This is a genomic window from Pseudomonas sp. HMSC065H01, assembly GCF_001815235.1.
GTDB classification, from domain to species: Bacteria; Pseudomonadota; Gammaproteobacteria; order Pseudomonadales; family Pseudomonadaceae; genus Pseudomonas; species Pseudomonas aeruginosa.
The window spans coordinates 54245-81239 of record NZ_KV819915.1 but is presented as its reverse complement, the minus strand read 5'-3'; the positions used below and the strand labels follow the sequence as shown (position 1 = coordinate 81239).

The following is a 26995-nucleotide window of genomic DNA, read 5'->3' as shown; positions in this document are numbered from 1 at the left end:
GCGAATGATTGAGTCAATACGGATAGTGGGGGTGGCTTCGTATGGACAAGAGGTACAAGCGCTTGATGGGCTGACGAAGTTCAACTTTATCTACGGTGCCAATGGGTGTGGCAAAACCACAATTTCCAGGGTGATCGACAACCCCACTCGTTATCCGAGTTGCCATGTTGGCTGGAAGAGCGGCGTGCCCCTTCAGGCTATGGTCTACAACCGCGACTTCGTTGCACGTAATTTCGGCCCTTCCGCAGAGCTCAAAGGCATCTTCACCCTCGGTGAAAAGAACGTCGAGAATGTTGCCAAGATCGCGGCACTCAAACAGGAGTCCGGTAGCTGTAGTGGACGCATCAGCAGTCTGAGGGAGACTCTAGAAGGGCTGGATGGTCTGGGAGGAAAACGCAAAGAACTCGCCGATCTCGAGGCTTGGTTTCAGGAGACATGCTGGGCCCAGAAAAAAAAGCACGATAGTGCATTCGCTTTGGCATTCCAGGGCGTACGCAACAATGCCGAGAACTTCAAGGTCCGTGTGCTGCAGGAGCATGCTGGGAATTCTGCAGCATTGGTTTCGTTGGCCGATCTCCAGGAGAAAGCCAAGACCATTTTTGGCCCCTCACCTATGTTGGAGCCCCACGTCGTATTGCCTTCGTTCGATGCGCTGTTGTCCCACGAATCGAATCCGATCCTGAGCAAGCGCGTTCTGGGCCGGGAAGATGTCGATATCGCGGCAATGATCAAGGCGCTGGGCAACAGCGATTGGGTGCGGCAGGGCCGGGCTTACTTCGATGAGGCGACAGGAGTCTGCCCTTTCTGCCAGCAAGCCACAGAAGCCTCGTTCGCGGCCAGTCTGGAGGCCTATTTCGACGAAACGTTTCTGGATGACAGTCGTGCCATTGATGAACTGGCTAAGACCTATGCCGCGGCGGCCGATCACCTTTTGGCGCAATTGTCCGAGATCCTTAATGCGCCTTCCCGATTCCTCGATGCGGAAACACTGAAGACAGAAGTGGCGCTGCTGGCTTCTCGGATTGCCCTCAATCGTCAGCATCTTGCCGATAAGCAACGCGAGCCAAGCCAGCTCATTGCACTGGAACCTCTGGCTGACGCTCTGGGCGCGATCTCCCAGGCACTGGCGCTTGCCAACGAGCAGATCGAGTCACACAACGCTACGGTAGCTAATCTGGGCAAAGAAAAGCAGCAATTGGCAAGCCAGGTGTGGAAACACATCGTCGCCATCGAGCTGGCGCCCGCATTGCAGGATTGCTCGACGAAGAAGCGAGGGTTGGTGGGCGCGATCACTGCCTTGAACGGAAAGATCGAAGCGGCGGAAGCAGACCGGCGTCAGGTGGAGAAAGAAATAGCTGAGCTGGAGCGTGCGACCACCAGCATCCAGCCGACCATCGATGCAATAAATACCTTGCTAGCCTCGTTCGGTTTTCATGGTTTCTCCCTAGCCAAGGCAGATAGCGGTACCGCCTATGTGCTGCGGCGACCGGATGGTATGGATGCGAAGGAAACCTTGAGCGAAGGCGAACGTACCTTCGTCACCTTCCTCTATTTTTACCATCTGCTCAAAGGCAGCGATTCGGAAAGCGGCGTGACGACTGACCGTATAGTGGTCTTCGACGATCCTGTGTCGAGTCTGGATAGCGACATCCTCTTCATCGTTAGCAGCCTGATCAAGGCGCTGTTCGATGAGGTGCGCCAAGGAACCGGTCACATCAAACAGGTTTTCGTACTGACCCATAACGTCTACTTCCACAAGGAAGTGACCTTCAACGCCCGGCGCACTGATAGAAATGCGATGCGCAGCGAGGAAACCTTCTGGGTCGTCCGAAAATCTCATCACTCTTCAAGAGTAGAGGCCCACACAAGCAACCCGATAGTCACCTCATACGAACTGCTGTGGGCGGAGGTACGACGGGCCGACCGATCCAACCTTTCAATCCAGAACACCCTCAGGCGCATTCTTGAAAACTACTTCAAGATCCTGGGTGGATCCGATACCGACGACATCTGCAACCTGTTCGAGGGGCGTGAGAAGGTCATATGCCGATCGCTTTTTTCATGGGTCAACGATGGTTCTCACTTCGCACACGATGACCTATATGTCGCTGTCGACGATGCAATGGTGGAAAGCTACCTGAATATCTTCAAGGCGATCTTCGTCAAGTCCGGGCATTTGGCTCACTACAAGATGATGATGCGAGAAGCATACTCAGACGATTCTGAGATCGCGGCCAAAACTCAGGAACAGCAGGCCGATGCACAGGGGGCCGTCCATGCCTGAACAATATGAGGCTTGGATACATTCATACTGCGTAGCAGAGAAGCCTACTCAGCGCTTATGACAGCATCCGATCCGAATCGCCTTATCGCCTCGCTGGTACGGGATCAGGTCAATCTTGACCTGAAAACAGCGGATGTCTGCTTTCTCGCAGGTCTGTACCTGCGAGCGGACAAGGCTGGGCTTGCGTCGTTCGAGGAAGATCTGCTGATCGACCTGTTTGAACAGGTCTGCGATGTCGTCGAACCCGCTGCCGAAAATCCGCGCAAGCGCGCGACGCACGCCATTCAACGATTACGCGAGCAGCGCATGCTGGCCCGAGTTGATGGCGCCGGCATCGTTCGGGCGGGCGAGTATGCGCTGACACGACTTGCTGCTGCGGTTATCGAATACTTTCTGGCGGACGAGGCCCTGACTCGGGAAAGCCTCAGCCTACTGACCGGTACCTTGCGCGCTCAACTTGCCGACATCCTGGCGACAGCCAGGAAGGCCCATAACGATGAGGATTGGCGTCAGCGCGTGGTCGCCCCCCTGAGGATCACGGTCGGTGACATGGTGGCGGGTATCGAACGTCGGCAGCGGGGGCTTGATGCCCAGCAGGAGGAAATCCAGGCGGAAATCGCTAGCCTGCTGTCGAACGACTGGTTTAGCGCAATCGATCGATGCCAGAGCCTGCTCGACGCAACGACCCACACATTGCGCGAGCTCAATGAAATCCTGCTGCGAGACACACACCATTTCGTTGCGTTGCTCCAGGACATCCAGGCGCTGGCCGTTTCAGCAGAAAATGTCGAAGCCGAGGGAGCCGCACAGCGGGTCATCGAACATGTAGACCGGATCGGAGCCTGGGGCGGTGCACGCCAAAAGGCATGGTCCGAATACTACCAGTATGTACACCGCTACCTGCGCGACGTGGTCAGACTGGATCCTGATCGGGCGCTGAGCCAGCGCTTGCGCGATCAGATTGCGGAGTGGGGAAACAGGCCTTTCCATCTACTAGCTGCGCATGCAGGCTCTATCTGCCTGCTACGTACACTTGAAGCACGCGTCGAGCGTCCGGTGGTGGCCAGGCCAAAGACTGATCGTGAGGCCGAACCAGCCTGGGTGGAAGCTGAAAATGCGCTGGCAGATATCGAAGTGTTGGTGAGTCGGGCGCTCGACGAGGGCGTAGATACCTTGGCGGGGCTAACGGTGCAGGTACTCGCCACGCTGACCGACGATAGCCAATACGTGGCTGCGGGTCGCATCGCTGACGCAGCTGCAAGGCTAGCCCGATTGCGTTCAAGCCGCGAGCGGCTATGGCTAGAAGTGGGCGAACAGCTCGAAGTCGAGGAATGGACTGTCCAGGGCCGGAGGAAAGTGGAGTGAGCGATGCCGTATTCGATTCTCTGGAAGAGGTGATTGTCGACGAGCGATTCCCCGAGGTGGATCTGATGCTGCGACGTGGACGCCATATCGGTCGAGATGATGGCTGCCCCTATGATTACCTGGTGGAGGCACAGGCGCTGCTCGAACCTTTTTATCGGCGTTTCGGTTGTGAGCTGATCCAGCAGAGCGATGGCTATTTCTATTTGCTGCCCAGCGGCGAGCGGCTGGGGCGACGTCAGCTATCCGTCGGCGAAATGCTTATCGGGCAGGTGCTGGCGCTGATGTATCTCGATCCCGCGACTTTGCAGCATGGCGGCATGGCGACACGTGAAGCGCTATTGCAGCGGCTGTCCGGATTACTGGGCACCGATGTGCTGGTGCGTACGCTAAATCCGCGTAGACGCAAGTATGACGAACGCATTGCCGCTGAAACTGTGCGAGGGAAAGCGGACGAGGCGCTGCGTAAGTTAGCTGAACTGGGTTTCATCGATGTGGTTGATGCGGCCAGATTGCGCCTGCGTCCGGCACTCATGCGCTTTGCCGAGCCAGTTCGCGGGCTCACAGATCCCAGCGACGCCCTAGAGCGGCTGGTTGCGCGTGGAGAGGTATTACTGGGTGATGCTAACGACATGGATGACGATAGCGGCGACGCGGAGGGGGAGGAAATGTTGTCATGAGTCGAACGCGTGCCGATGCTTTAGCCCTGGTCAATTGGAAAGGTGTCTTCTACGAGCGTTATCTACTCGATCGGCATGTCACTGCGCTGGAGGGCAGCAACGGTGCCGGCAAGACCACGGTGATGATTGCCGCCTATGTCGCTCTGCTGCCCGACATGTCCCGCCTGCGCTTCACCAATCTCGGCGAGACTGGAGCGACTGGCGGCGACAAGGGTATTTGGGGACGTCTCGGTGATCCCGGACGCCCTTCCTACGTGGTGGTAGATTTTGCCCTTGCGGGTGCACAGAGGCTACTGGCTGGGGTACATCTGGAACGCAAAGGTGAACCCTCCGTGGAGCCCACCCCATTTATAGTCTGGGGCCTCGAACCTGCGGTTCGCTTGCAGGATCTGCTGCTGGTTGCACAGGGGGGCGTCGAGTCCGTGCCGGAGTTACAGGAGTTGCGCGACAACGCGGCGCGGCTCGGTGGGCGATTACAATCTTATCCATCCGCCCGGGAGTACTTCGCCGCGCTATTCGATCAGGGAGTCATGCCCCTGCGCCTTGGTACCGATGAGGAGCGCAATAAGTTCAACGATATGTTGCGTACCAGCATGACCGGCGGCATCTCAAGGGTGCTCACTTCGGAGCTACGCTCGTTCCTGCTCAGGGAGCAAAGTGGCCTCGCTGATACCTTGCAGAGGATGCGATCGAATCTGGATTCCTGCCGGCGCACGCGGGTAGAAGTGCAAGAGTCGCGCCGCCTGGAGCAAGAAATCGGCAGTATCTTCGAAGCCGGCCAGGCCATGTTCGCAGCAGCTTTCCTTGCCACCCGTGAACGGGCCGATGAGCTGGCACGCCGGGTAGCCGAGGCGCAGAGCGCACGCGATCAAGCCTTCCAGGCGCAAGAGGGAGCGCGCAGAGTACTCGACGAAACCTTGGCCGAGCTGAATACGCTCGATACTTGCAAAGATGAACTCGACCGCGTACTTGGAACCGCCCGCGACTGGCACGGCAGACTGAAGGACTCCTTAGCGGCGCTACGCAACCTGCAACAATGTGTCTCCCTGCTCGCGGAAGCTGAGACAGCGGCACAACAAGCGGGCAGGCTACGAAGCGAATCTGAAACGTTGCGGACTCGCAATCGCGAGGAACTCAAGCGTGCCCGGGAGGGCTACAAACGCGCTGCCAAGGGGCTCGCCGATCTGCAGCAGGGCATCGAAGAGTTGCATCGCCGGGCTGCTGCTTATCGTCAGGCAATTCGACGGCTACGGGAAGCCGAGGCGCATTTGCAGACCGTACCTTTGCTTCCTGCGCAGTTCGCCGATCAGCTTATGTCGGTACGCCACATGCTCGAATGCGTCGATCAGGAACGTCGGGAGGCAAGGACGCGCCTGTCCGATGCGCTGGAGCATCGTGCGCGTCATGAGCAGCTCATGGAGGCTGTGTGGCGGCTAGCGGGACGGGATGTCGAAATCACCGCTGCGTACGATGTGACCACCGAAGCGGTGCACCGTCATCGGACACTGAGCGTACTTGCCGAGCAGCTTCCCGACATTGAGGCGAAACTGGCCGAAGCGCAACAGCTGCAGGCCCGGCAGGCCCGGGTGTGTGCAACGGCGAGGGAGCTGGGCGTGGTTCTCACCCAGGCGCCTGCCATTGAAGTCGTCGACGCGTTGCTGAGTGATACTGAAGTCGAGCAATCCACACATGAACAGGCACAACGGGCGGCCAATGAAGAACTTGCTGAGCTACGGCGCCGGCGTGAGGAGCTGCAGCAACAGCATCGGCAGTTAATGGCACGCGAGCCGCAATGGCAGACTTTGGCGGAGTGCGCCGTCCGCATTTCCGATCACCTCGATACCCATGTGACGGACCGGGCCAGTCTGGATGCAGCTCGTGCCTGTTTGAGCACAGAGCACGCCGAGGCAGCCCGGGTCGAACAGGGGGCACGGCATGTACAGGAGCAGCTGCTCCGGGACGCACGTGACCTGCTGTCGGCCGGCGGGCCGTTCTCGCCCGCGTTGCTGCAGCTCAAGGACAGGCTCGGCGCCGAGCTGCTGGCTGGCAGCTACGAAGAAGTGGCGATCGAGGAAGCGGCTGTGCTGGAGGCCCGACTTGGCCCCCTGGCACAGGCACTGGTCGTCGATGATCCCGCTGCGGCAGCTCGTGCCTCTGTCGACCGGCCAGAGGAACTGACAGACGTGCTACTGGTGTCACGTGATGCCGATCTCTACCGTCTGGCCGATTCCTCCGACACTACGATGGCTAACGAAGGTGATTTGCTCGTCCAGGAAGGGATTGCCCTGCGTATGTCGCGTATTCCTGCCAAGCCGCGGCTGGGACGGCGTGCGCGCGAGAGACGGGCGGCCGAGCTGCAGGCGCAGGCCGAAGAGAAAACGTTCGAACTAGAGAATGCGAGGAGCCAGCGCCGCACGCTGGAACGGTTGCAGGAGAATGGCGACACGCTGCTCGCCGGGCTGGAGGTCTGGCTGGCAGGTGACCCCGCGGACGCCATCATCGAGGTGCAGCAGGCGATCGCCTTGGTCGGTGAACAGATCGAGCGACAGAGCGACATGGCTGATCGCCATGCTGCGGCTGCACAGGCACTGCAACCCCGTATTGGCAGGCTGCGTTCGCTGTTGGCCGAGGCGATTCTGCTTGATCCTCCTGACCACGGCGAGCGGGCGCAGATACTCAGTGAAAGGGCATCGCAGGCAGGCGAGGCCAGGGACTGGGTTACCGCCAACCAAGAGGATGTTCTGTATGTGGAGAACGGACTTGGTGATTTGCGCCAGCTTCCGTTGTCGGACACGGACATAGAGGATCTGACGCGCCACGCCGACACTCTGGAAGGCCGGCGCCGGCAACTCGATGCAGGGATCGAAGCCCTCGAATACCTGTGCGACAACGCTGAGGCGCTCGCCTGGGAGGAAGCGCCGCGCCGGCTCGAAGACTCGCAGGAATTAATACCGGCCCTGAAGGAGCAACTGAGCGAAGCGGAAGGCTTGCAAGAGGCAGCCGAGGAAAGGGTGAGCCAAGCTGAGGCACGATATGACCAAATTACCGAGCACTTCCAAGAAGTGGAAGGCCGACGTCAAATCGCCAGTCAGGAGCATGCGGCTGCAACGACTCGATTCAACGGGATAGGTATCCCTGCTCCGACGGAAGAAGCGGTAGTGGATGCAGCTAAAGAGGTCGTACGGCAGGAAGAATCGCTGCGTGCTCTAGAGCACCGACGACAGGAATTGAATAGAACCGTCGGTACGCAGCAGGAAGCCCAGCGAGCAGCGCAGGAACGCCTGATCGCAGCCGATGAGAAACTCACCAGCGAGCGCCGTGAGGCCGAGCCTGCAACGAGGCGGTGGAGTGAACTACATGATCGGGCACAGCGCCACGGCCTCATAGGCAATCTACTCGGCAATGATCCCGATGGGCCAGGCGGTATTCGCGGCCATGTCAATCTCGTACAGATCGCGACAGCGCGGCGTGACGTCTTGCTAGAACGGTTACACAACGCACGAGGCGGGGACGCTCTGCTCTCTGAGCTTGAACTGGTACGAAGTCCATCGGCAGACGCCGCTTTCGCTGATCCTATTCTTGAACTCTGGCTGGCTGTGCGCGACTGGCTGCGCCACCGCCTGCCGGCACAGGTGGCCGAGGTCGATGACCCGCGCGAAGCGCTCATCCGGCTGCGTGACCAACTATCTGACCTCGAAGAGCGTCTCGCCCGTCAGGAAAGCGACCTGCGTGGAGCTAGCGAAGACGTAGCACGAGGCATTGACGTACAGATCCGCAAGGCGCGTGGCCAAGTCACTCGCTTGACCAAGAATCTAGAAAAGGTCAGCTTCGGCAGCATTCAGGGCATCCGTGTGCGCATGCAGGCTGTCGAACGTATGGAGCAGATCCTTCGCGCCCTGCGTGAAGGTGCGGCTCAGGAGCTGCTATTCCAGGCGGACATGCCGATCGAGGAGGCGCTCGACGAAATCTTTCGTCGCTACGGCGGTGGACGCTCAGCAGGGCAGCGTCTGCTCGATTATCGGGAATACGTGCATCTGCAGGTGGAGATCCGTCGCAAGTCCGGCACCGAGTGGGAAGTCGCCAACCCGACACGTTTGTCGACCGGCGAGGCGATCGGTGTCGGCGCTGCGCTGATGATGGTGGTTCTCACCGAGTGGGAGCGCGATGCGACCTTGCTGCGCGGTAAGCGCGCTCACGGTTCGCTGCGTTTCCTGTTCTTGGACGAAGCCAATCGCCTGTCGCCAGACAATCTCGGCGTCCTGTTCGATTTGTGTCAGACACTGGATCTGCAGTTGATGATCGCGGCCCCCGAAGTGGCACGTGCCGAAGGCAATACGACTTATCGCTTGGTGCGCCAGGTGACGCCCGAGGGGCGCGAGGAAGTTCTGGTGTTCGGTCGTCGCACTAGGAGCGTAGGCTAATGTGGCAGACGCCGCAGCAGCGCATCGCTCTGCTCGAGTTGCTGGTGCAGGGGACGCTCAAGCGCCGCGCCTCACAGGTGAAAGCGTATGACACTCTGGCAGAGCTATCCTGGATCCGCTCGACCGGCCGGCGTGATCAGATTGCCTTGGTAGAGGCTCGCCGCACTGAACTCGTTGCGCTGCTTGAGCGGGTATGGCCGGACTGGCAGGAAGCGCTGGCGGCACTTACAGCGGGTGGGTTTTCCCCCACGCCTGATGGTTGGACTCGCTTGGAAGATGCGCGCCGCGCAGGGCGGCTTCCGGCGCTGCCAGGACGTCTCAATCGCCGGACTGCAGCCGCGCTAACCGCGCCCCACTCCAAAGCGGTACTCACGCCGCGCCGGCAAGCCGCGCTTGCCGGCACCGAAGCGACCCACGACGGATTGTTACGCTTGCGACCACCGCGTGGATTGGTGGCACAGACCGAGCAGGGTGTCCTGGATCTGTGGAAGCTTGCCCGTATTCTTGGTGAAGCACCGATCCCGGAGCGGGCCTTCCTGGATGGCCTCATCTTGGAAGGTCCCTTGCGAGCGGTCTTGCTGGTGGAAAACTCTGGCGCTTGGCGTGACCTGCCGATGCTGGACGGATGGCTTTTGGCTCATGTCCCTGGCTGGGACATAGCCACTGTTGTGCATCTACTCGCTCAGGTGCAGCCCGAGGTTCCTGTCGTTCACTTTGGTGATCTCGACCCGAACGGCGTACGAATCTTCCTGAAACTACGAGAGCTTCGGTCGGATCTGTGCTGGTTCGTTCCATCCTTCTGGACCGAGTGCGTTGAGCCTAGGAAGTTGAAAAAGCCATGGCCTGCTGGGCTTGATCTTCGTCATGCGCCCAAGCTGGTGCATGATCTCGTGGACAAAGGTCTTTGGTTGGAGCAGGAGCCTTTGGTGGTCGACTCTAGGATGAGAAGTGCTCTTGAGTCGACCATTCAACTAGTCGTCGATTGAGGGGCTCGAAGGACACCGAGTGCTCAGGGATGCGCAACGAGTTGTTCTACCTCGGCGACGATCTCAGCTGCGGTGCAGCCCAGGGGGTTAGCTAGCTTGATCAAGGTGGTGATCGTGGGCTGATTGATGCCCCGTTCCATCAGGCTGACGTAGTTACGCTGCAATTCCGCCTCATGGGCCAATTGCTCCTGGGTGAATCCTGCTTCGACACGGCGTCTGCGCAGGACCTTTCCGAACGCCAATCCGACTTCCACAGATGACTCCCCAAAAGGGAGGACTATCTGGGCGGCGTCATCTCTGGTCTTCACAGTATATTGTGAATTTGGTAAAACGTGACTTTATGGCATGGCGTCACCCTCCAGCGAATTGCAGGGCCGCTTTCCTACACATGCCGTCTTCGCAATCGGCTGTAATTCAGGTGCAAACGATTAATTGCCGATAATTAAGCAGTTAAATAGAAGGATGTTAAAAATATATGAGGATTATTGGCATAGCTGCTTTCGCATCATTTGCAATACTTTTGCAGTCAGGAGCCTTCGCTGGCGAAACTGGAGTTCAGCAGCTTGTTAAAAGATGCGAGTCTGCTTCTAAGGCGCGTGGGACATCACCTGCACTCTGCTCGTGTACGCTGAAGCAGATGCAGGAGTATGGGTTCTCTGATTCGGAGATCGTTAATTTTTCTCGACGAGACTTCAAGCCAAAGGATCTACATGAAGCTGAACGCCATATGGACTACAGCATTAAGGTTCGATTAATAGCAGGGCAGTGCGGCTGATTAGTTTTTCCACAGTCGTCAGTCTAGTCGTACGCCATTGATTATTCGGCTTGCCGTAAAGGATATTATGCGAGGCTTTTCTAGGTTAATTTCATTAGCTTTTGTTAGCTCCATTCTTGCTGGTTGCGGCAGCGAGGATTTCACAGGTGCATATCGTTATAAGATAGCTGGTGGGGAGAGAGTCATTGTTCTCAACGTTCACGGTGATGAGGCCGAGATATTTGGAGAGGACGCGAGAGATGGTCGCATCAAGCCGCTGGTTAAAATGAAAGTTTCAGTAAAAGATAAAAAACTTCTCCTTGACGACGTTAACAGCTCCGAGCGCTTGGCTCTAACGCGAAATGTAGATGAGCAGAGTGTCGATTGTCTAAACTGCAAGGTGCTTGGAATCAATGATGCGGCGGTTTGGAAATATGACCCTCAAGGGCCCTATGACGTAGAGCGGATGCTGAAAGACCAAGCACTTAAGGATGAAAAAGCATTAAATGCCGAACTGCTCAAGATGCAGGAGCAAATTTATGAGCAGGCCAAACGAGACGAGGAAGCAACCAAACTAGGTGCATATGAAGGGGACTGGGTTTATCAGAGGACAACGAAACAAGACCCCTTGATCATTATGACTATCTGGCGCAAAAATCAGATTAAACGCTGGTCGTTCCGATTTGAATCCATGGATCGCATAGGGCAGGAAGCACCAGGGTTCGAGGTCTCAGATGTTGGATTGAAAGTCAAAGTCGGCTCTGAGAACCGCCTATATAGCCTCAGCCCTGATAAGCAGATACTGACCTGCGCGACCTGCAACAGACCTGAGCGCTGGGTCAAAGCTGACCCCAAGAAAGACCTCAGCGATCGCAATTACGCTCGACAGATGGCTGGTAATCCGTAAATCGTAAGAGACCCTGTCCAAATTTGCATTGAACAGGGGCTTATTTCGCTACTGTGCGTATCGGAGTTCTGAAATTTGGGCAATTGCCTCCGATACTCATACCAGTTGAGCCGCTCTCAAGAGGAAGAGAGGAATATCTGAGTGTTTTCCTCCCCAGCCGCCGAAACTTTACACCTGATGCGCTCCATGATTTCTTCTCCAAGCTCGCGTGATGCAAAGTCGAACCTGAGCTGGTAAGACTTTTCGCTGCGCTCGGCTTCCCAATACGAAAGCCCCTGATCAAACTGGATGGTCAGTTGATTACCGGAGCGCAGCTTAAGCTGTAGCCGGCGGTAGTGCGGCAAGGTAGGCAGGCTTAGCACCTCTCCCTCGCGGCCGCAGTACGCCAGAGCCTGGCGGAGGGCCTCATCGCGCTCGCGAGCTGAGTGCCAGTCATGCCGGTACTGCCAAGGCGAGCGATTGTCTTCCCGCTGATATTGTCGGCCTAGGATTCGGATAGCGAAATCTGCATCACTCAGCCGTCCGAGCTCGTGGATCACGCTGACCAGCAGATTCACAACTAGCGGGCTGCATACGTAACGGTCGCTGTAAACCAGTTCTGTAATTGGATCCTTGCCTGTGAGGGCATCATTAATCAGGCCATTGGCCTCAGTACCTAGGTGCTCCCAGAACCGACGAGCAAAGTTGTCGAGCGAGCCATCCAGCTGATTGCCGATCTCGATCTTGATCAAGCCAGGGGGTGGGGCCGGCATGAGATCGGCAGCATTCAAGATGCGCTCTGCCTTGAGGTCGGAGGGGGTGCCTCGGATGATCCGTGCACCGGCCTCCGCTAGATCCCATGTGTGGCCAGGTGCGGCCAGGTTCGTATTGTCGCTAGCCCAGGCAATGCAGCCTTGTGGGCCTTGCAGTGAGACATTGAGTGCCAGCGCCCCGAGATCCGGTATGGAATTGTGTAGGCATATCTGTACTCCGTTGAAGGCTAGCTTTGCCAACCATTCCTTTTGGTCTCTTGGCAGGCTGGAAACGGTACTTTCCAGTAAATGTAATTGCACTAGGTGTCCGACGCTTTCCCAGCTATGCAGTTGATGCCTCAGGCGGCGTGCGACAGCAAGATCCCACTCTTCGGCGGGTGCAGTGAAGTAAATGGCTACGGTCTTCGCGTTGTCGTCCCTAGTAATCGCTCTTTCGACCGCTTCCTGTAGAGTGGCGATTTCTGCCTGGCTTTTCGGACCAAAGACAGCGAGCTCGGCGGGCAGCGCCAGGCCGGTAAGCCAAGTCTGATTGATCCACTCCAGCGCGACGTGACGATTGAGGCGCTCGGCCTCGAAGCGGGTATCGAAACTGAGTAGGCAGTTCTGGCAGGCATGCGAGCAGTTGCAGCTGTCCAGACGAGCGATGACCTTTCGCCACAGGCTGGCTTCATTCAGCCGCTCCGCGGCCTGGGTGGTGTAGCCACCGCTGCGCAGGTCGAACACCTGGATGGCGCGGGTTGGCTGGCCATCGACCTTGATCGGATGGCTTGCGCAGCCCAGCTCTTCGGTTTGTATGCCCAGATCGGCGGCAATCGCCTCGCGCAGCGCCACGGCAATCGAGTAGGCGGTGATATCGTCGTTGAGCAGTTCGCCGCTGGTAGGGTTGCGCAGCACCAGTTCCAGCGCATCGGTCAGGCTGTCATGGCCAAGGTGGACGTTCTGTTTGATCTTCCAGCTGTTGTGGCTGCCGGGGCAGATGTTTGTCCCGTCGCCTTGTTCATTGCTTTTGCCACCGCGCAGGCGGCGGTGCTGTGCCTTCTGGCGGAAAATAGCCGGCAGATACTGTTCATTGGCAGGGGCGGATGCATCGGGATAGCTCAGCATGGGCTCGGCCTTGCCGCACTCCAGGCAGATGGCAAAGCCCTTCTGGTTGGCGCCCGAGGTGTAGTTGAACAGCTGCGCCTGCTGGCTGGCGCGGAACTGGCCGAGTGCCGGGTTGGCCAGGCAGACCCAGCTGGCCGGCACGTTCAGCCAGGGCGCATTGACCGGCACATACTGCAGGCGGCTGATGTCGTTGTGCGGCTCGTCGAAGAAGTCCACGGCAAAGCCTGCAGGCACCAGGTATTCACGGATGTTGTCGCGCTCGATCGGCGCGCCGCATTCCTGGCAGTTGATCTCCAGTCCGGGATTGATGGCCGAGTCACTGGCACCGCATTGCCCACAGCGCCAGGCCTTCTTGAACAGCTGAAGCTCCTTGACGTTTTCGGCAGACGCGGGAGCGTGCCAGTTCAGGGTGATGCCGGAGGACTTGTAGACCAGCCCATCCATGACCAGCTCGGCGCCCGGCGCATATTCGCGCAGGCCGGTGATGCGGTCGCGGGAAGCCAGCGAGCGGTAACGGGCGCGGTTGTCCTCGCGCTGGTCGCCGTCCTCCCGCTTCAAGGTCTGCATGCAGCGGTTGTCGAAGCTGACGATGTCGGTCGGGAAGCCGTAGCCCGGCAGGAAGCGCCGGTCAGCCAGCTCGCTGAGCAGGTACTCCTTCGCGATGCGGCTGAGCTGTGCATCCATGGCGCGGTAGGCAGCGGCCTTCTTGTCGGCAATCTGCAGCAGCTGGGCGTGGCTGGCCGAGTATTCCTGCTGCCATGCCTGCATGATCTCTTTCATGCGGCGGCTGGCATGCTTGAACAGCTCGGGCTGCGGGGTGGTGTCGAGGATGCTGCGGCGGGTGATGTCCTTGAGGGCCTGTCCCACCAGCGTTTCGGTATCGACCGCCTGGTTGTCGCACCACAGGCAGAAACGCGCGGCCAGCGACATAGGCAGTTCGCCGTCGAGGAAGAAGGCACCGGCGGTCATCGACTTGATTTCCTGGGCGGCGACCACGTGCTTGAGCCAGTGCGACAGCAGCCAGGCATTGACGTGGCGCTGTACCAGATCGGGGCTCTGCAGGGACACCTTGGGCATGCGCATGGGCGTGTTGAACGGCCAGAGCGGGTTGTTGAACACGCTCTGGTCGTGCGGGGTGTTCTTGCAGACGGCCAGGGCCAGCGAGCGTCCCTCGCGGCGGCGCCCGGCACGGCCGGCACGCTGCAGGTAGTTGGCCGGGTGCGGGGGCACGTTGTTCATCGCCACCACGCTGATGCCGCCGATGTCCACGCCCATTTCCATGGTGGTCGAGCAGCTCAGCAGGTTCAGCCTGCCGGTCTTGAACAGGCCTTCGTAGCTGTCCAGCTTGCTCTTCGGCTGCTGCGCCGAGTGCTCGGCGGCACGGAAGTAGTGGCCCCCCTCGATGACCCGGTCCATGACGTCCGACCAGAGCGCGTCCTTGCGCAGCTGCTGGATCTGCGGCTCGCTGTTCAGCCAGTCGCGGATCGCCAGCAGGCCCTCATCACCCGGCACATGCAGGAGCGCCTCGGGCGGACGCGGCAGAGTGTAGGGCGTCACCTTGACGACCATCTCGCGGTCGGTACGTGGCGTATAGGGACTGAGCTGCTCGAACGGGGTGTCGATGAAGCGCCGCGATACCGGGCACTGGTAGACCGTTTCGGGCAGCCGGAAGCTCAGGTCCTTGAGGTCGAGCTGATAGCCGTCGCCTGACGAAATCAGCAGCTTTGCCTGCTGGGTCAGTACCCGCCAGGCCTCGCTCAGGATCGAGTCGATCTGGTCCTGATGGGCCGCGGTCGACCAGTTGAACGCCTTGCAGAGCAGCAGGATGGCCCGCGACTGGATGCCATTGACGGTATTGACCGCCGGCCAGCGGACAAAGCGGCTCTGCAGCTTTTCAGGCTTTTCCCCCAAGACCGGCGCAACTACCCATTTGGGGCGAATGCGTGCGCCGATCAGTGACTGCCAGCGTTCGTTGATGTTCAGGATGGTGTTTTCGCGGACGAAGAAGTCCAGCAGCACTTTCAGGTAGGTACGCCAAGACTCGGCATCCAGGTGCGCGGGCCAGGCCATGGGTTTGCCGGTGACGTTGGCCAGCTTGGGATAGCAGACCTGTACCAGGCCCAGGGTTTCCAAGCTGTTGGCGCGCTTCGGGCGGCGATAGAACTCGCGCGCCAGCAGCATGCTGGCCAGGGCGACACTGTCCTGCTTGCCGAAGGTGTTCGGCGCGAGGTTGTTGTAGTAGTCGAGCATGCCCATCTGTAGCTCAGGCGTGCCGGCCAGATGGTTGGCCATATCTGTCCAGCTTATTTCCGCGCCCTTTGTAGCTTCAGCCTGCCTGTCGAGCAAAGACTGCAGGTGTTTCTGCTCGATACGACTCAGTTGCGTTGCTGTTTGAAGGTCTTGCAGGTCCTGCAAGTCCTCTGCGGACAGCCCATTGACGGGTTGTGCCTGCAGCAGGCGCTGATAGATCAGCCCGCGAATCCGGTTGCGCTCGGAGTCCTGCTGCAGCTTGATGGCAATCCGTGCGGTGCCCTGGCGGCTGTCGGTGAAGGAGATCAGCTTGCGGCCCTGGAACGGCTTGCCGGTCGGCATCGGATCCGGCGGGCAGAACTCCAGCAGGGTGCCGATCACCGTGCTGAGGGTGAAGGGCGTACCGATGCGCGTGGGGCGCAGCAGGCTGCGGCCCTGGATATTGGCGCCACAGCAGGGGCATTCGTTCTTGGCAGTGCGGAAGAGCTGCAGCTCGATGCCACCATCCGCCGGACGATTGGGCGTCAGTCGGTGAGTGGCGCGATCGAGGAAGTCTGCACTGCCATTCTTGACGGCGCGATTGGTGATCAGGATCTGGATGGATGACACAGTATCCTTATCCTTGGTCTGATCATCGGCCTCCGTGGTTTCATCTTCGAGAGCGAACTCGTCGTCCTGTTGCTGTGTCGGATCGACCAGAGCACTGCTACTGCTTTTGGTGGCCGCCTGCAGGAAGCTCTCGTTGCACTCCTCGCAGGACACCAGTGGCATCAGCGGCGCGCCGCAGCGGCAGTGAGTCCGCTCCTCCAGATAGACCATGCCGAACGGCCAGTCGGCATGTGCCAGCGCGGTGCCGGCCTTGTGGCTGCAGTGGCGGTCCACGCAGGCGCGGATTGCCGGAATCACGTTATGGAACAGGTGTGCGCGCAGCGGCAGGAAGGACAGGCCCTCGGCACTCTTGGTGCCGGACAGCAGATCCAGCCAGGCGAGCACCTGCGCCGAGGGTAGACCGGACTCACGGATCAGCCCTTGCAGGCTTTGTGGTTTCACCTGGCCATCAGGCATGAACAGGGCGCGCAGCCGCCGAGCGGTGGGGCTGGCCTCCAGACGCCGGTAGCGCAGCGTCGACTGCTCCTGGTCCGCCTCGATGGCGCCGATGGCTTCAGGGGTGTCCTGCTCGGCATCGGGCGTGGCGTTCAGCAGCGCCGGGATATCCCGATGACCCTGCACGACATGCACCTGCTGCGGATCCACTCCGCCGATATCGGCGAGGAAGGTGCGCAGGCTCTCGATGGTCTGGGTATCCGAGCCGAAGGTGGCCGAGGTCGCCACGAAGCGCACATCCTGCGGTTTGACCTGGAAGGCCAGCATCACCCGGCGCAGCAGCAGCGCCATCTCCGCGGCCTGGGAGCCGATGTGAGTGTGCGCCTCGTCCAGAATGATCCAGCGCAGCTTGCCGGCCGACTTCTGCAGGATCGGCTCATCATCCTTGCGGATGAGCATGTACTCCAGCATGGTCGCGTTGGTCACCAGCAGTTGCGGCGGGCTGGCGCGCAGGCTCTTGCGGTCGATCACCTGACCCTTGTACTGCTGGTCGGACGTCTTGCGCTCATTCTCCAGCGCGCCGGTGTACAGGCAGTGGCGAATCTGCCCGCCGAAGCCGTCTGTCCAGGCATCCAGGCGGTTCTGCTGCGAGTTGATCAGCGCGTTCAGCGGATAGATGAACAGGGCGCGAACGCCTTCCGGGTCTTCGCCCGCGTCGATGGCCTTGGCCAGCTGGTTGAGGACCGGCACCAGGAAGCATTCGGTCTTGCCCGAGCCGGTGCCGCTGGTCACCACCAGCGATTGCGGCTCGGGACGGTTGAGAATCTCCCAGGCCGCCAACTGGTGGGTGAAAGGATGGCGATTGCTGGGGAAGGCATATTCCTCTGCAAGATCATGGGGCTCCTTGGGCGGGGCCGCCATGGCTTCGGCAAGGCGTCGGTGTAGTAGGTCACCGCCGGCCAGCGAACTCATGGTTTCAGAGCTTTCCTGCCAGCCGAAGGTCGGTTCGAAGACCGGGTCGGCCAGCCAGGCGCCCGGAGTGCCGGGGGCGGCGGTCAGCTGATCATGCAGGAACTGCCGCAGCTGCGGATTGCCTAGACTGAGCAGGCCCTGGGCGGCGCGCTCGCTGCGGGTGCTCAGGTTGCCGGTGAGAGCGGAGAAATAGTTCTTCTGATAGAGCATGGGATTCACTTCTGCATCGAGGCGGCTTGCGCCATGGCCAGGCCAAGTTGATAGACCGAGTCGAACCAGACGGTATCGAACTGGCGAGCGTTTCTGAGGCTGAACAGGCGTGGCGGGTCGGCTTGCCATTGCTGCCCGCGGCCGGCGTAGGTATCGAAGGCGGCCATGAAGGGCAGCATGACCGTGGCCAGCTTGAAGTCATTGGCCGGGAGCTTGCAGCAGCGGAGGAGCATTTGCCCGTGGGGCGTTTTCAGGAAGGCTCCGATATCCGTATTGCCGCTGCCGGGATATTGATGGGTTTCGGCGGGGTTGCGCCGGAACATCTGCTGCATGGCCGAGTTCTCGCCATCAAACAGGTACGACTGCCAGGAGGCGGTGAGCATCGCCGGGTTTTTCAGGAAGAACCCCACATCCGGGCTTTGCAGATCGAAGGAGTGGTGCAGGCCCTGATCGAAGATGAAGCGCAGCGCGGGCTGCCAGCGGGACAGGAACTGGCTCTTGCTCTGGATGTCGTTGCGGATTACCGACAGCATGCGCGGATTGTCGGCGGCCAGTTGCTGGCGCAGTGTCGCGAAGGTGCCGAACCAGTGCTCCGGGGCGATCAGCAGCCACTCGAAGGGCAGCTCGCAGGGCAGGCGCTCGGCCAGGCGGCTGGAGAAATCATCCAGCAGCAGGGTGGCCATGGTCAGCGCCTGCGGCTCGCGGATTAGTGCCTGGCAGATATCCAGGCTGGCCAGCGGCAGGTGGTGCAGCCGATCCAGCAGCAGCTCCAGCGTTTGCCAGTCATCAGCCTGCGGGTCTGCGGCCATGGCGCGCAGCGCGGCCCTGAGCTGGCGCATGCGCTCTTCGCCATCGCCTTCGCAGAGCGCCTCGCGCAGCGGGGTCAGGGGCTTCGACAGTTGGCTCGCGGTCGGTGGCACGATGGTCGCACGGCTGTGTAGCGGTGACTCGGCAGAGGTGTACAGCAACCAAGGGCCGACGGCATCGTCTGGCAGGCTGACCAGCCAGCTGCCGGTGAACACCTGTTCGGAAAAATGCAGCGGCAGGCTGACCGGGTCATGTTCCGGTTCTGCCAGTGGCAGGCCCAATATCAGACCCTCGGCATGCGGCTGCTCAAGCAGAACGTCGGAGCCGCTATCGTTCAGTGACGCCATCTCGCGCTGGCTGTGCAGGCGGATGCGCGTCGAGTAGCGGCCCACCTGTAGGCGAGCGTGGGTCTGGTGGGCATGAATCAACTCTAGCTGCACGACATGATCGAGCCCCGGGTGGCAGGACATCATCTGCTGGATCGCCGGAATCAGCTCGAACAGACGGATTTCGCGGATCCCGGTGTAGCGAATTTCCTGCGACAGGGTGGAGCGTGAGTCGGTGCCGCTGGAGGTCAGGCGAATCCGCCAGTTTTCGGCGCCCTGAGCCGACATCAGTACCGCGCGGCAGCCGATCAGTTCTTCGATGGTCAGGGCCTGATTCAGCTTGAGAGGAGTGTCGTTGCGCAGCAGCGTGACGCCATAGCCGGGGAAGGGCAGAGTGAGCTTCTGCTCGCCGTCGGGCCACTGCAGGCACAGCGGAACCGTGGTGGCCGGCCGGCTGCCGGTGCTCTTCAGCCGCAGGGTCAGGCCTGTTCCATCATGGCGGCGCTCCAGCGCGATCTGTTCGCTCTCGCAGCGCACGGGCACATCAGGCCAGTGGTGAAGGCGAATGCTGCCCTCGAGGGTAGTGGCGCCCGGCGCGTAGGTGATGGAGGCTTCGTCCGGGAGAAGCACGGCGCGGGTGTTCAGCAGGCGCTGGCCATCCTTGCGCCAGATCAGCCGGCACAGCCCCGGCGCCCGGGCTTGGGCGAGCGGCAGCTCCTTGCCCTGCGTGCGGACAAACAGCTCATGGGCGGGCGCATAGCTGGAAAAGCCCGTTCCCTGCTCAATGCGTAGGCGCGGCGTGCCACGGAACAGCAGCCCCGGCACGGAGAGCGCCTCCAGACTGTTGCCATGCCAGTAGGCTTCCGGGTGGCGGGTAGCGCTGGCGCTGATGGTGACAACGAAGGGCTGTTGTTTGTACGTGAGCCGGGTGGTACCGGCGGGAAGTTCCATCAGCATTTGCCCGTCGGCCAGGCAGTCATGCAGCTCGCGAGCCTCGCCTTCTTCGGCATACACGATGGTTCTTGCCGGCATGGCCGCCAGTGCCGACTCGCCCTTGACCAGCGCATCGCCCTGGGCGAGCAGGCGGGCAAAGGGGTAGGTATTCTCGAAGATCAGCGGCTCGTCATGGCTCAAGGCTTCGCCGCCCGGTAGGTTGGCAATGTGCAGGGTGGCGCCCCAGCGGCTGACGATCAGCTGCGCGGCATTGTGCAGGCTGTGGATGGCCGGCAGCGGCCTGGCGATCAGCTGGTATTCCTCGTCTCTAAGCAGGGCTTCGCCGACCAGGTATTCCCGCTCGCCGATGCGCAGCAGGAGCTGGAAGTGTGGCGGCAGCGCATCCACGGCCATCCCCAGCGCCTCGGCAACCTGATCGCGCCTGGCCTGAGCCTGCATCACGAAGGACAGCTCGTAGACGGGTATGGAGCCATCGGAACTGAAGCGCAGGCCGCGCTGGATCTGGAAAGGAGGCCGCCGCGACTGGGGCGTGATGCTGACTGTATCCCGGACCAGACCCTTGATCAGGCTGGCGGCGGCCTGGGAATCGAGGGCGATGGGGAAGAGCTCTTCCCAGTGAGGGCACTCTTCCTGCAGCCGGGCGATTGGGTCTTGGGCGCTCTGCAGGGCATAGGCCTTGCGGATGTGCAGCACCGCCTTGACCAAGCTGTCGAGCAGTTCGTAGACCGGCGCCTGCTGGTAGCAGGCGGGCAAAAGCTCGGCCTGGGCCTCGATGGCCTGGCGCAGACGCTCATCCTGCAGGCGGTATTCCAGTGCCTGCTCAGTGACCATGCGTAGCAGGCGGGATAACCCGCCCTGTGCCGACTCGACAAGGCGCATGGGCAGGCCGCCATTCACCGCGACCAGGCCGATGAAACGTTTGCCTTCACTTTTTATAGTGGTTTGCAGACGCCACTGACGACGCCCATCAATTACCAGGCTGCGGGTCTTCTCATGAGCTACCTTTCTCTGGCCAGCTGCCTCGCACAGTGGTCCCCAACGCCATGCTCCTCCCGGATATTCGCGCTTCCACCATTCGGCCGCAAAGAGTAGCCAGGCCTGAGCATATTCGGGATGCGCGTGTTGCCCCAGGTTGAGCCCATGCAAGAGCTGACGCAGTGTCTCGAATTCTTCTGATGAGGTCTTATAGGCGAATAGGGGGCGACCATCCGGCTCTTGCAGTCCACGCCTAGATAAAAAGTCTGAAATCCATTGGACAAGCGGCACACATAATTCCTTTTTTGTGAACGAGTGAGCTGCCTCAAAGGCTGTCCTTGGATCGTGTCCTTTTTTCAATCTCAAAACAAGGCGACAGATTCATCTAGCTCGTGGTGCTTGGGACGAGGTGTCCGATAACTGGGCCATGTTGGATGGCGGTGTTTCATATCCACCAATAGATCATTCTCGTTTCCCAGCCTGGGATCTGACGAAATTTCTGGCACCAGCGTTAACACAACCGAACATCGGGTTACCGTGGTATCTCGTAGGTAATCGGGAGTGGGAGTGCACGCTGATGAGATGGTTTTGCGTAGCGATATTTTGCGGTGGCATCGGGCTTTGGCTAAGTACCGAATACCAAATCCCGCAATGGCTGCTTTGGTCTTTGCTGTCGCTAGGAAGCACGATGTGGGGCCTGGCCAAGTGGATGGAGCGGCAGGAGGCCAAGACGGAGTGCAGTCATGATTGAGCACACAGATCCGGGTTGGTCTGCATGCCCAAGACTGCAGGCTTTGCCGCTTTCTGCACGGCAAACACTAATTGGCATTGCACCTTATCTGGAGCGGTTTCACAGCGGGCGGGAAGGCCTGCAGGAATTCCAGGTTGATGGACTGCTGTTCTACCCACTGGAGCTAATCAAGGGCGTGCTGGTACTTTCGCCTCAATGGCCGCGGCGCTTAACTGCGCGCTGGGTGGCGGGCGCTGGCGAGCCAGCTGTCTGGGACTTTGAGTTCATGACCAGGAGATAACGAGATTGACTCTTCCTTATGAAAGAACACGCGCCATCGTCAAAACAGAGGAGTTCCTGCGTGAACTCTCCCGTCATTCGGGGTTACCGCAGGATATCCGCAGCTATGCGAAAAGCCTGCTCAGGCACTATCCATCTGCCGATCAAATTTTCTCGCTGGGGCGCCTTGAGGAATGCCTGGTAAGCGATGGGCCTGAAGATGAGTATCGACGTCGGGTAATCGCTTTCCATCAGCCGTTGCTCTGCTCGTCGCTGGAGTCGACACGATAGCAATGTCCCGCCCTCATTCTGAGCCGCCGGTGTCTCACCTCGTCACGCAGCGGGTTAAGTTTCTGCGCAAGGGGAGGCCTTTCAGCATCAGGTGTCTTGCAGAGCTTGGTTCGAGCTCGGCCATCTCCAAGGCAGTCGCCCAACTGGTTCGTCGCGGTGAGCTTGAGCGTGTGTACCGTGGCATCTACATGCGGCCGAAATACAGCCACTACACCGGCCGGGTTCGTCGTTCTGGGCCTTGGGACTTGGTGCATCTGATTGCCAGGCAGAACCGTTGGGCACTGCAGATCCATGGCGCTGATGCCGTGAGACGTTTCGGGCTGAGTACACAGATGCCGGTCATCCCGATCTATTACACGAGCGGCTCCAGTCGATCTCTGTTTGTGGGGAAAGCCGAGATCAGGCTCGTGCATGCCGCCCCAATGCTGATGCAGCATGCAGGGACCAGGGTGGGGGTGGCCATCAGCGCACTGTTTTATCTCGGCAAAGGTGGTACTACTCCGGAACATGTTGCTGTAATCAAAAAAGCTCTCAGCCCCGAAGACCTGAGCAAATTAGTGGCCTGCAGAATGCCGAAATGGATGCGCGCAGCGCTGGAGACAACATGAGCCGCCCGAATCTGGTCGATATGCCGCTGACATGGCGCAGGCATGCTTGCATGAACCGGTAAGAGGCAGCCAGCCAGTCAGTTTGGCTGCCCATCCAATCAGTGTCGGATCTGCGTCTATTGCTAGCTGCCCTTTTCCATCTTTATCCGCGCCCTGCGTATAAAGCTCACCGACACATTGAACCGGCGCGCAAGCTCTGCATCAGAAACGCCCCCGAACTCCGATGCAATTTCGGGGGTTATTTCTGGCAGCGGTCGTTTGTACGACTGTATTCCAAGCTCCTTGCGCTTTTTCTTGACCGGGAAATTGCTGACGCCGAGCCGGTCAGCAACCTCTGTGTCCGGCATTCTTCCTAGCAGTGCTATGGCCTCGCTGGTCCAAATGTCCTCGAGAGGCTTGAAGCGCTCTCGAATTGTCTTTGGCTCTGGGATCTTAAGCTCTGCTCTGGCTTGTTCGATACGTTTGATGGAAACACCGAATCCTTTCGCAAGTCGATGATTGGTTTCCATCGCCAGTTGCGTAACCAGCGCCGCGGGAAGCTCGGCCCTTCCGGGGAAGAACTTTGGAATGTCGCTGGAATGACGGAAGCGCCGAACAGTGCTGGCGCCGATACCAAAACGCCTGGCCACTTCACGATCGCTCATTTCCCCTGCGTATGATTTCCAGTCACTCATTGTGCTCGCTCCTAATCCGAGGCTGGCCTCGCTCGATTTGCATACGGCCTTGTATTAAGAGTGCCCCTTGAAATACCCCTGATTACCAGATCGCATTGGCATAGCTTTCGGTTCCAGGTCCTGCCAAGGAAACAGCGCTAATGAAATTGCTTGCGGGAAGGCGGAGGAAATTCCGCGCATGCGCGGAATTTCGCAAGGGTGAGCAGGATTGGATTGGGGGTAGAGAGGGCTCAGGAGATAGGCCACCAAGACGTCCGTTTCAGTTGGTGTGTGGTCAGCCGAAGGGCAGCGATGCTCAGGGATGGTGTGCAACGAGTTGCTCTACCTCGTCGATGATTTCTGCTGCCCGTGCAGCCCAGGGGTTTAGCCAGCATGAGCAAGGTGGTGATGGTTGGCTGGTTGATGCCCCGTTTGGTCAAAAAGCCCCCATCCTGGCTGAATTCGTCGCTCAGGCTTCCATCGCGCCAGGGTGGTTTCCCGGTCAGGACATGGGGAATTTTCCGCGCATGCGCGGAATCAGTAGAAACGGCTATTGGCACTGAGTGGGTATTTCACGCCATCCGGCCGAACCCAAGCTCACGTGTCCATCAATTCACCCCTCAAACAGGGTACTAACGCCTCGCATTGTCTAGTAGTTCCCACACTAGCGAGAGGCGTCATGCTGACGATCAAATTAGGCGACATCCACGGAATTCATCCCGATTTTTCTCGTGTCGAGTGCGAGTTGGATCTGGCCCCCATAGGCCTTCCTGATCCAGCTCTGATACCCAAGGCGTTGGCCACTCGGATCAATGAGGTTTACCCATTGGTGATCTGTGGCCCAGATGCACTGTGTATCGGCCAGACGACGCTATATCGCTGGCTCAAGGCGCACACGGATCCCGAAACACCAGTGCGCTGTATTGAGTGGCCGAAGGGACGAATCAAGCAGTTCGCCTACCAACTCGTACTGATTGAGCGCTTGGTTGCACCTGCCCTGGCTCAGATTACGCGGCAACAGGTACGAGATTTATACGCCAACATCGGATCTGCAAAGGAGCAGTGGCCTCACGAATATCGGAGTCACGCCCACCTAGCTCGGCTGGTCGGGGTAAAACCGCTCAAGGGCTGTGGGGGTGAGAAATGAGCAAGCGCGAAATCCTGTTGAGGCTCGCCTCTGAGCAGGGACAGTCTCCTTGGATCGTCAGTGAAATTCTCAATCTGCTAGGTTTTCACCCCGAACTAATTGACCTGCCACGTGCGATTGATCAGCTCGTACGAGTGCTCCGCACATGCAATGTTGGTGTGCCGATTGGTCTAGAAAACTCTGATGACATCGTTTTACATGAGGCCTGCGAATGGCTTATCTCCCTATCCCGCCAACCCAACATCCGAGTGCTTTTGGGCGAGCAGTTTTGGCTGGGGAACAACAGGTCGGCAAGGAATCCTGTCCACCAGCGCGGTGTAAAAATTTTTGGATTTCCCTATGCCTCTTTTCTGCACATATTCAGAGACTACGAAAATGCTCAGGACTACGAGCGACTGCTCGCGCAGTTGCTCATTGCATCTCATAAAACAGGCACCGATCGCCTGATCAGTCAGCGCTACGAGGTTTACAAAGCGCTCGGCAACTTATGCGAACAGCGAAACTTCTTCATCCCACCTGAGTTAAAGGTCTGGGACACCTCCGAGAAGTTTGTGGTGAGCTGTAGAGGATTTTTGCCTGGAAAGTCGGGATCAGAGAATGCCGAGAGTTTTGCTGCAATCGCCCGATTTGTCCGTTACTGCAACGGCGAGTCGCCACGTGTGGGTGGCGGCGGAGGCGGACATAGAGGCCAGCGTAAGGAGCAGAGTCGACCAGAACTGATCAACTTCATAACAGAGGATCCCCGGGGATTTGTGCTGGGTGATCCCGATGATCCTGACCAGCTACCTGGTCACTACGACATCCTAGTGGGGCATACAGACACCGTTGATAGTGATCTGGCACCCGGTGAGATCAGCCCATCAACTGAGATTTGGGTGCTCGATGATGATGGTTGCGAGCGTCCGTATGTTGCTGATCTCCTAGGCCAACAAAATGTTGAGGCGCATATAGTACGAAGCAGACAGTTCCTGCCATTTTCGTACAACCAGCTCACCTTGGTGGAGTTGCGGAATTTGTTGTTTGGCGCCAGCGACCTATTCCACTCGTGTCTGCAAGAACTGTCCTGCACAAAAGACCCAGCTCGGATCCAGCTACGAATGGAGGCGATTGTTGCTCTGCATATCAGCCTGTGGCTGGGGCAGTCGATGACGCAGGTCGTCCAGTTATCCGTCGTTGATGATGAAACAGATGACGCCGATGGTCTGGCATTGATCCTAGGGGATTCGGCGCTGTTCAGTATGGTCGTCAGGCGCCCAGACCTGGCTGGCGACGATCGTTGGCAGGCCTCTTCTGGTGTCCGACTATCGTTGCTGCGAATTCTATTGCCCGATCTCGCTGGTAGTGCCCAGTTGGTAAAGCAGCTGCTCAAGGCATTTCCTCACTCTGCCAACCAGGTATTCACCTATCAAACTGAGCAGCTGGACGCCGAGATCAAAGCACTCCTGCTGGAATTGGGTGAAGACGACCGACGCTATACGCGAACCAAACTGCGCAGTTATTTGTTTCACCAAATAGTCACTGACACTCAGGACGTAGCAGCGGCATCCATGCTGTCAGGCGTTGAAATCCCCTCGGCGCAAACCCCGCGCTATTACCTGCAGCTCGATGCCAACCACCTCCGCAACATTTATACGACCTCACTGGTGCGAGTGCTGACGCAGGTTTATGCATGTGCTGGTCTGGCGTATGAACCTGTCGGCCTCAATCCTGATCAACAGGGCGGGCTGGGAGCAACTCACTGCCTGCTGCCCGAAACCATTGCGTACAATGTAAGTGCAATGGCCGCGGTTTTGCGGAAGAAAGCGAACGGGCGTCTCAGCGATATGCTCGCTTGGCACAACTGTTACACCCTATGGTCAGTGCAGATGTTTTCGCTGATTACAGCCTGTAGGGCGATCCGCAACCCTCTGATGCTCATCGACGAGTTTGATTCTGTGTTGGGTATGGGCGCGCTGTCAGACAAGGATGCCGATGATCGTCATATGAGTCGGCTGATTTGCATGCCTCCGATGTTGAGGCGGCAAATAACAAATTACCTCGAGCACTGCGCATCTATCAGTAGGCAATTGATCGGCTATCTGTCACGGGATGATGATCGCGATAGATGGTCACGAGGTTTTTTCCTGTGGATTAGTCCGACTGGAATACGTCGTGCTGAAATTGCCCCGGACACAATTGTTCAACAGATGGTGCAGGTAGCCGGTTATACCGGCCATCGAGTCAATAGTTACCGGAAGTTCCTACGTACGGAGCTCACTGAGCGGGGCTGCCCTCCCGAGGCTCTGACTGCGCTCATGGGGCACTGGCTAAGGGGCGAAGAGCCGCAAGACGCCTATTCGTCGTTCTGCCCTGCGGCATATGCCAATGTTCTCGATGAATGGATTACCCCGCTACTGCGGGAACTTGGCTGGTCAGCCCTGAGCAGCCAGTGGGTGACCGAATGAACCTGCCCCGCCTAAACGATCAGCAGAGCAGTGTCATATGGTCGGCTCTGCTTCA

General features: G+C 59.0%; 15 protein-coding genes. 11 read left to right on the top strand and 4 right to left on the bottom strand.

Features of this window, described 5'->3' with window-relative positions:
- Positions 1-4 precede the first annotated feature (4 nt).
- Genes HMPREF3014_RS25170 through HMPREF3014_RS25150 form a run of 5 tightly spaced genes read left to right on the top strand, consistent with a single transcriptional unit; the run spans position 5 to position 9733 of the window.
- Complete coding sequence (locus tag HMPREF3014_RS25170; protein ID WP_003160977.1) at positions 5-2284, top strand: AAA family ATPase; 2280 nt, start codon at positions 5-7, stop codon at positions 2282-2284.
- Between the two features lie 57 nt (positions 2285-2341).
- On the top strand, positions 2342-3649 hold the full coding sequence (locus HMPREF3014_RS25165; protein WP_003288359.1) for a condensin subunit F: 1308 nt from the start codon (positions 2342-2344) through the stop codon (positions 3647-3649).
- Positions 3646-4326, top strand: a complete 681-nt coding sequence (locus tag HMPREF3014_RS25160; protein ID WP_003160975.1) for a chromosome partition protein MukE — start codon at positions 3646-3648, stop codon at positions 4324-4326. Before HMPREF3014_RS25165 ends, HMPREF3014_RS25160 begins: the two co-directional genes overlap by 4 nt.
- Positions 4323-8747: a chromosome partition protein MukB gene (gene mukB, locus HMPREF3014_RS25155; RefSeq protein ID WP_003160973.1), complete on the top strand. Its 4425-nt coding sequence runs from the start codon at positions 4323-4325 to the stop codon at positions 8745-8747. Before HMPREF3014_RS25160 ends, mukB begins: the two co-directional genes overlap by 4 nt.
- A complete protein-coding gene (locus HMPREF3014_RS25150) occupies positions 8747-9733 on the top strand; it encodes a Wadjet anti-phage system protein JetD domain-containing protein (RefSeq protein ID WP_003160972.1) in 987 nt (328 codons plus the stop codon). Before mukB ends, HMPREF3014_RS25150 begins: the two co-directional genes overlap by 1 nt.
- A 23-nt stretch (positions 9734-9756) precedes the next feature.
- On the opposite strand, the gene HMPREF3014_RS25145 is transcribed toward HMPREF3014_RS25150, so the two are convergent.
- Positions 9757-9987: a helix-turn-helix domain-containing protein gene (locus HMPREF3014_RS25145; protein ID WP_023086883.1), complete on the bottom strand. Its 231-nt coding sequence runs from the start codon at positions 9985-9987 to the stop codon at positions 9757-9759.
- Positions 9988-10575: 588 nt separating this feature from the next.
- Between HMPREF3014_RS25145 and HMPREF3014_RS25140 the strand changes: the two genes are divergently transcribed.
- Positions 10576-11394: a hypothetical protein gene (locus HMPREF3014_RS25140; RefSeq protein ID WP_023086884.1), complete on the top strand. Its 819-nt coding sequence runs from the start codon at positions 10576-10578 to the stop codon at positions 11392-11394.
- A 116-nt stretch (positions 11395-11510) separates the two neighbouring features.
- Here HMPREF3014_RS25140 and HMPREF3014_RS25135 read toward each other — a convergent pair whose 3' ends face one another.
- Together HMPREF3014_RS25135 and HMPREF3014_RS25130 are read right to left on the bottom strand one after the other, a co-directional pair.
- Positions 11511-17726, bottom strand: a complete 6216-nt coding sequence (locus HMPREF3014_RS25135) for a DEAD/DEAH box helicase (RefSeq protein ID WP_023086885.1) — start codon at positions 17724-17726, stop codon at positions 11511-11513.
- Between the two features lie 5 nt (positions 17727-17731).
- Positions 17732-21079 (bottom strand): STY4851/ECs_5259 family protein, encoded by a 3348-nt coding sequence (locus HMPREF3014_RS25130; protein ID WP_023086886.1) that lies wholly within the window; start codon positions 21077-21079, stop codon positions 17732-17734.
- 452 nt (positions 21080-21531) lie between these two features.
- Here HMPREF3014_RS25130 and HMPREF3014_RS33975 point away from each other — a divergent pair, with 452 nt between their 5' ends.
- From HMPREF3014_RS33975 to HMPREF3014_RS25125, 3 genes are read left to right on the top strand one after another with little or no spacing between them, the layout of a single operon-like run.
- Positions 21532-21819: a hypothetical protein gene (locus HMPREF3014_RS33975; RefSeq protein ID WP_044286366.1), complete on the top strand. Its 288-nt coding sequence runs from the start codon at positions 21532-21534 to the stop codon at positions 21817-21819.
- Positions 21820-21824: 5 nt separating this feature from the next.
- Complete coding sequence (locus HMPREF3014_RS33970; RefSeq protein ID WP_071535074.1) at positions 21825-22088, top strand: BPSL0761 family protein; 264 nt, start codon at positions 21825-21827, stop codon at positions 22086-22088.
- Between the two features lie 29 nt (positions 22089-22117).
- Positions 22118-22696 (top strand): DUF6088 family protein, encoded by a 579-nt coding sequence (locus HMPREF3014_RS25125; RefSeq protein ID WP_306305319.1) that lies wholly within the window; start codon positions 22118-22120, stop codon positions 22694-22696.
- A gap of 122 nt (positions 22697-22818) precedes the next feature.
- Here HMPREF3014_RS25125 and HMPREF3014_RS25120 read toward each other — a convergent pair whose 3' ends face one another.
- Positions 22819-23370 (bottom strand): hypothetical protein, encoded by a 552-nt coding sequence (locus HMPREF3014_RS25120; protein WP_003292749.1) that lies wholly within the window; start codon positions 23368-23370, stop codon positions 22819-22821.
- Between the two features lie 658 nt (positions 23371-24028).
- Here HMPREF3014_RS25120 and HMPREF3014_RS33960 point away from each other — a divergent pair.
- Together HMPREF3014_RS33960 and HMPREF3014_RS35210 are read left to right on the top strand one after the other, a co-directional pair.
- Positions 24029-24496, top strand: a complete 468-nt coding sequence (locus tag HMPREF3014_RS33960) for a hypothetical protein (protein WP_071535073.1) — start codon at positions 24029-24031, stop codon at positions 24494-24496.
- On the top strand, positions 24493-26940 hold the full coding sequence (locus HMPREF3014_RS35210; protein WP_003160967.1) for a hypothetical protein: 2448 nt from the start codon (positions 24493-24495) through the stop codon (positions 26938-26940). The genes HMPREF3014_RS33960 and HMPREF3014_RS35210 overlap by 4 nt, the downstream gene beginning before the upstream one ends.
- Positions 26941-26995: the final 55 nt, after the last annotated feature.

Excerpts from the sequence above, each read along its gene's own strand:
- HMPREF3014_RS25170 (WP_003160977.1), top strand. The coding sequence starts at position 5 with ATGATTGAGTCAATACGGATAGTGGGGGTGGCTTCGTATGGACAAGAG.
- HMPREF3014_RS25165 (WP_003288359.1), top strand. The coding sequence starts at position 2,342 with ATGACAGCATCCGATCCGAATCGCCTTATCGCCTCGCTGGTACGGGAT.
- mukB (WP_003160973.1), top strand. The coding sequence starts at position 4,323 with ATGAGTCGAACGCGTGCCGATGCTTTAGCCCTGGTCAATTGGAAAGGT.
- HMPREF3014_RS25150 (WP_003160972.1), top strand. The coding sequence starts at position 8,747 with ATGTGGCAGACGCCGCAGCAGCGCATCGCTCTGCTCGAGTTGCTGGTG.
- HMPREF3014_RS25140 (WP_023086884.1), top strand. The coding sequence starts at position 10,576 with ATGCGAGGCTTTTCTAGGTTAATTTCATTAGCTTTTGTTAGCTCCATT.
- HMPREF3014_RS25135 (WP_023086885.1), bottom strand. The coding sequence starts at position 17,726 with ATGCTCTATCAGAAGAACTATTTCTCCGCTCTCACCGGCAACCTGAGC.
- HMPREF3014_RS33975 (WP_044286366.1), top strand. The coding sequence starts at position 21,532 with ATGATTGAGCACACAGATCCGGGTTGGTCTGCATGCCCAAGACTGCAG.
- HMPREF3014_RS25120 (WP_003292749.1), bottom strand. The coding sequence starts at position 23,370 with ATGAGTGACTGGAAATCATACGCAGGGGAAATGAGCGATCGTGAAGTG.
- HMPREF3014_RS33960 (WP_071535073.1), top strand. The coding sequence starts at position 24,029 with ATGCTGACGATCAAATTAGGCGACATCCACGGAATTCATCCCGATTTT.
- HMPREF3014_RS35210 (WP_003160967.1), top strand. The coding sequence starts at position 24,493 with ATGAGCAAGCGCGAAATCCTGTTGAGGCTCGCCTCTGAGCAGGGACAG.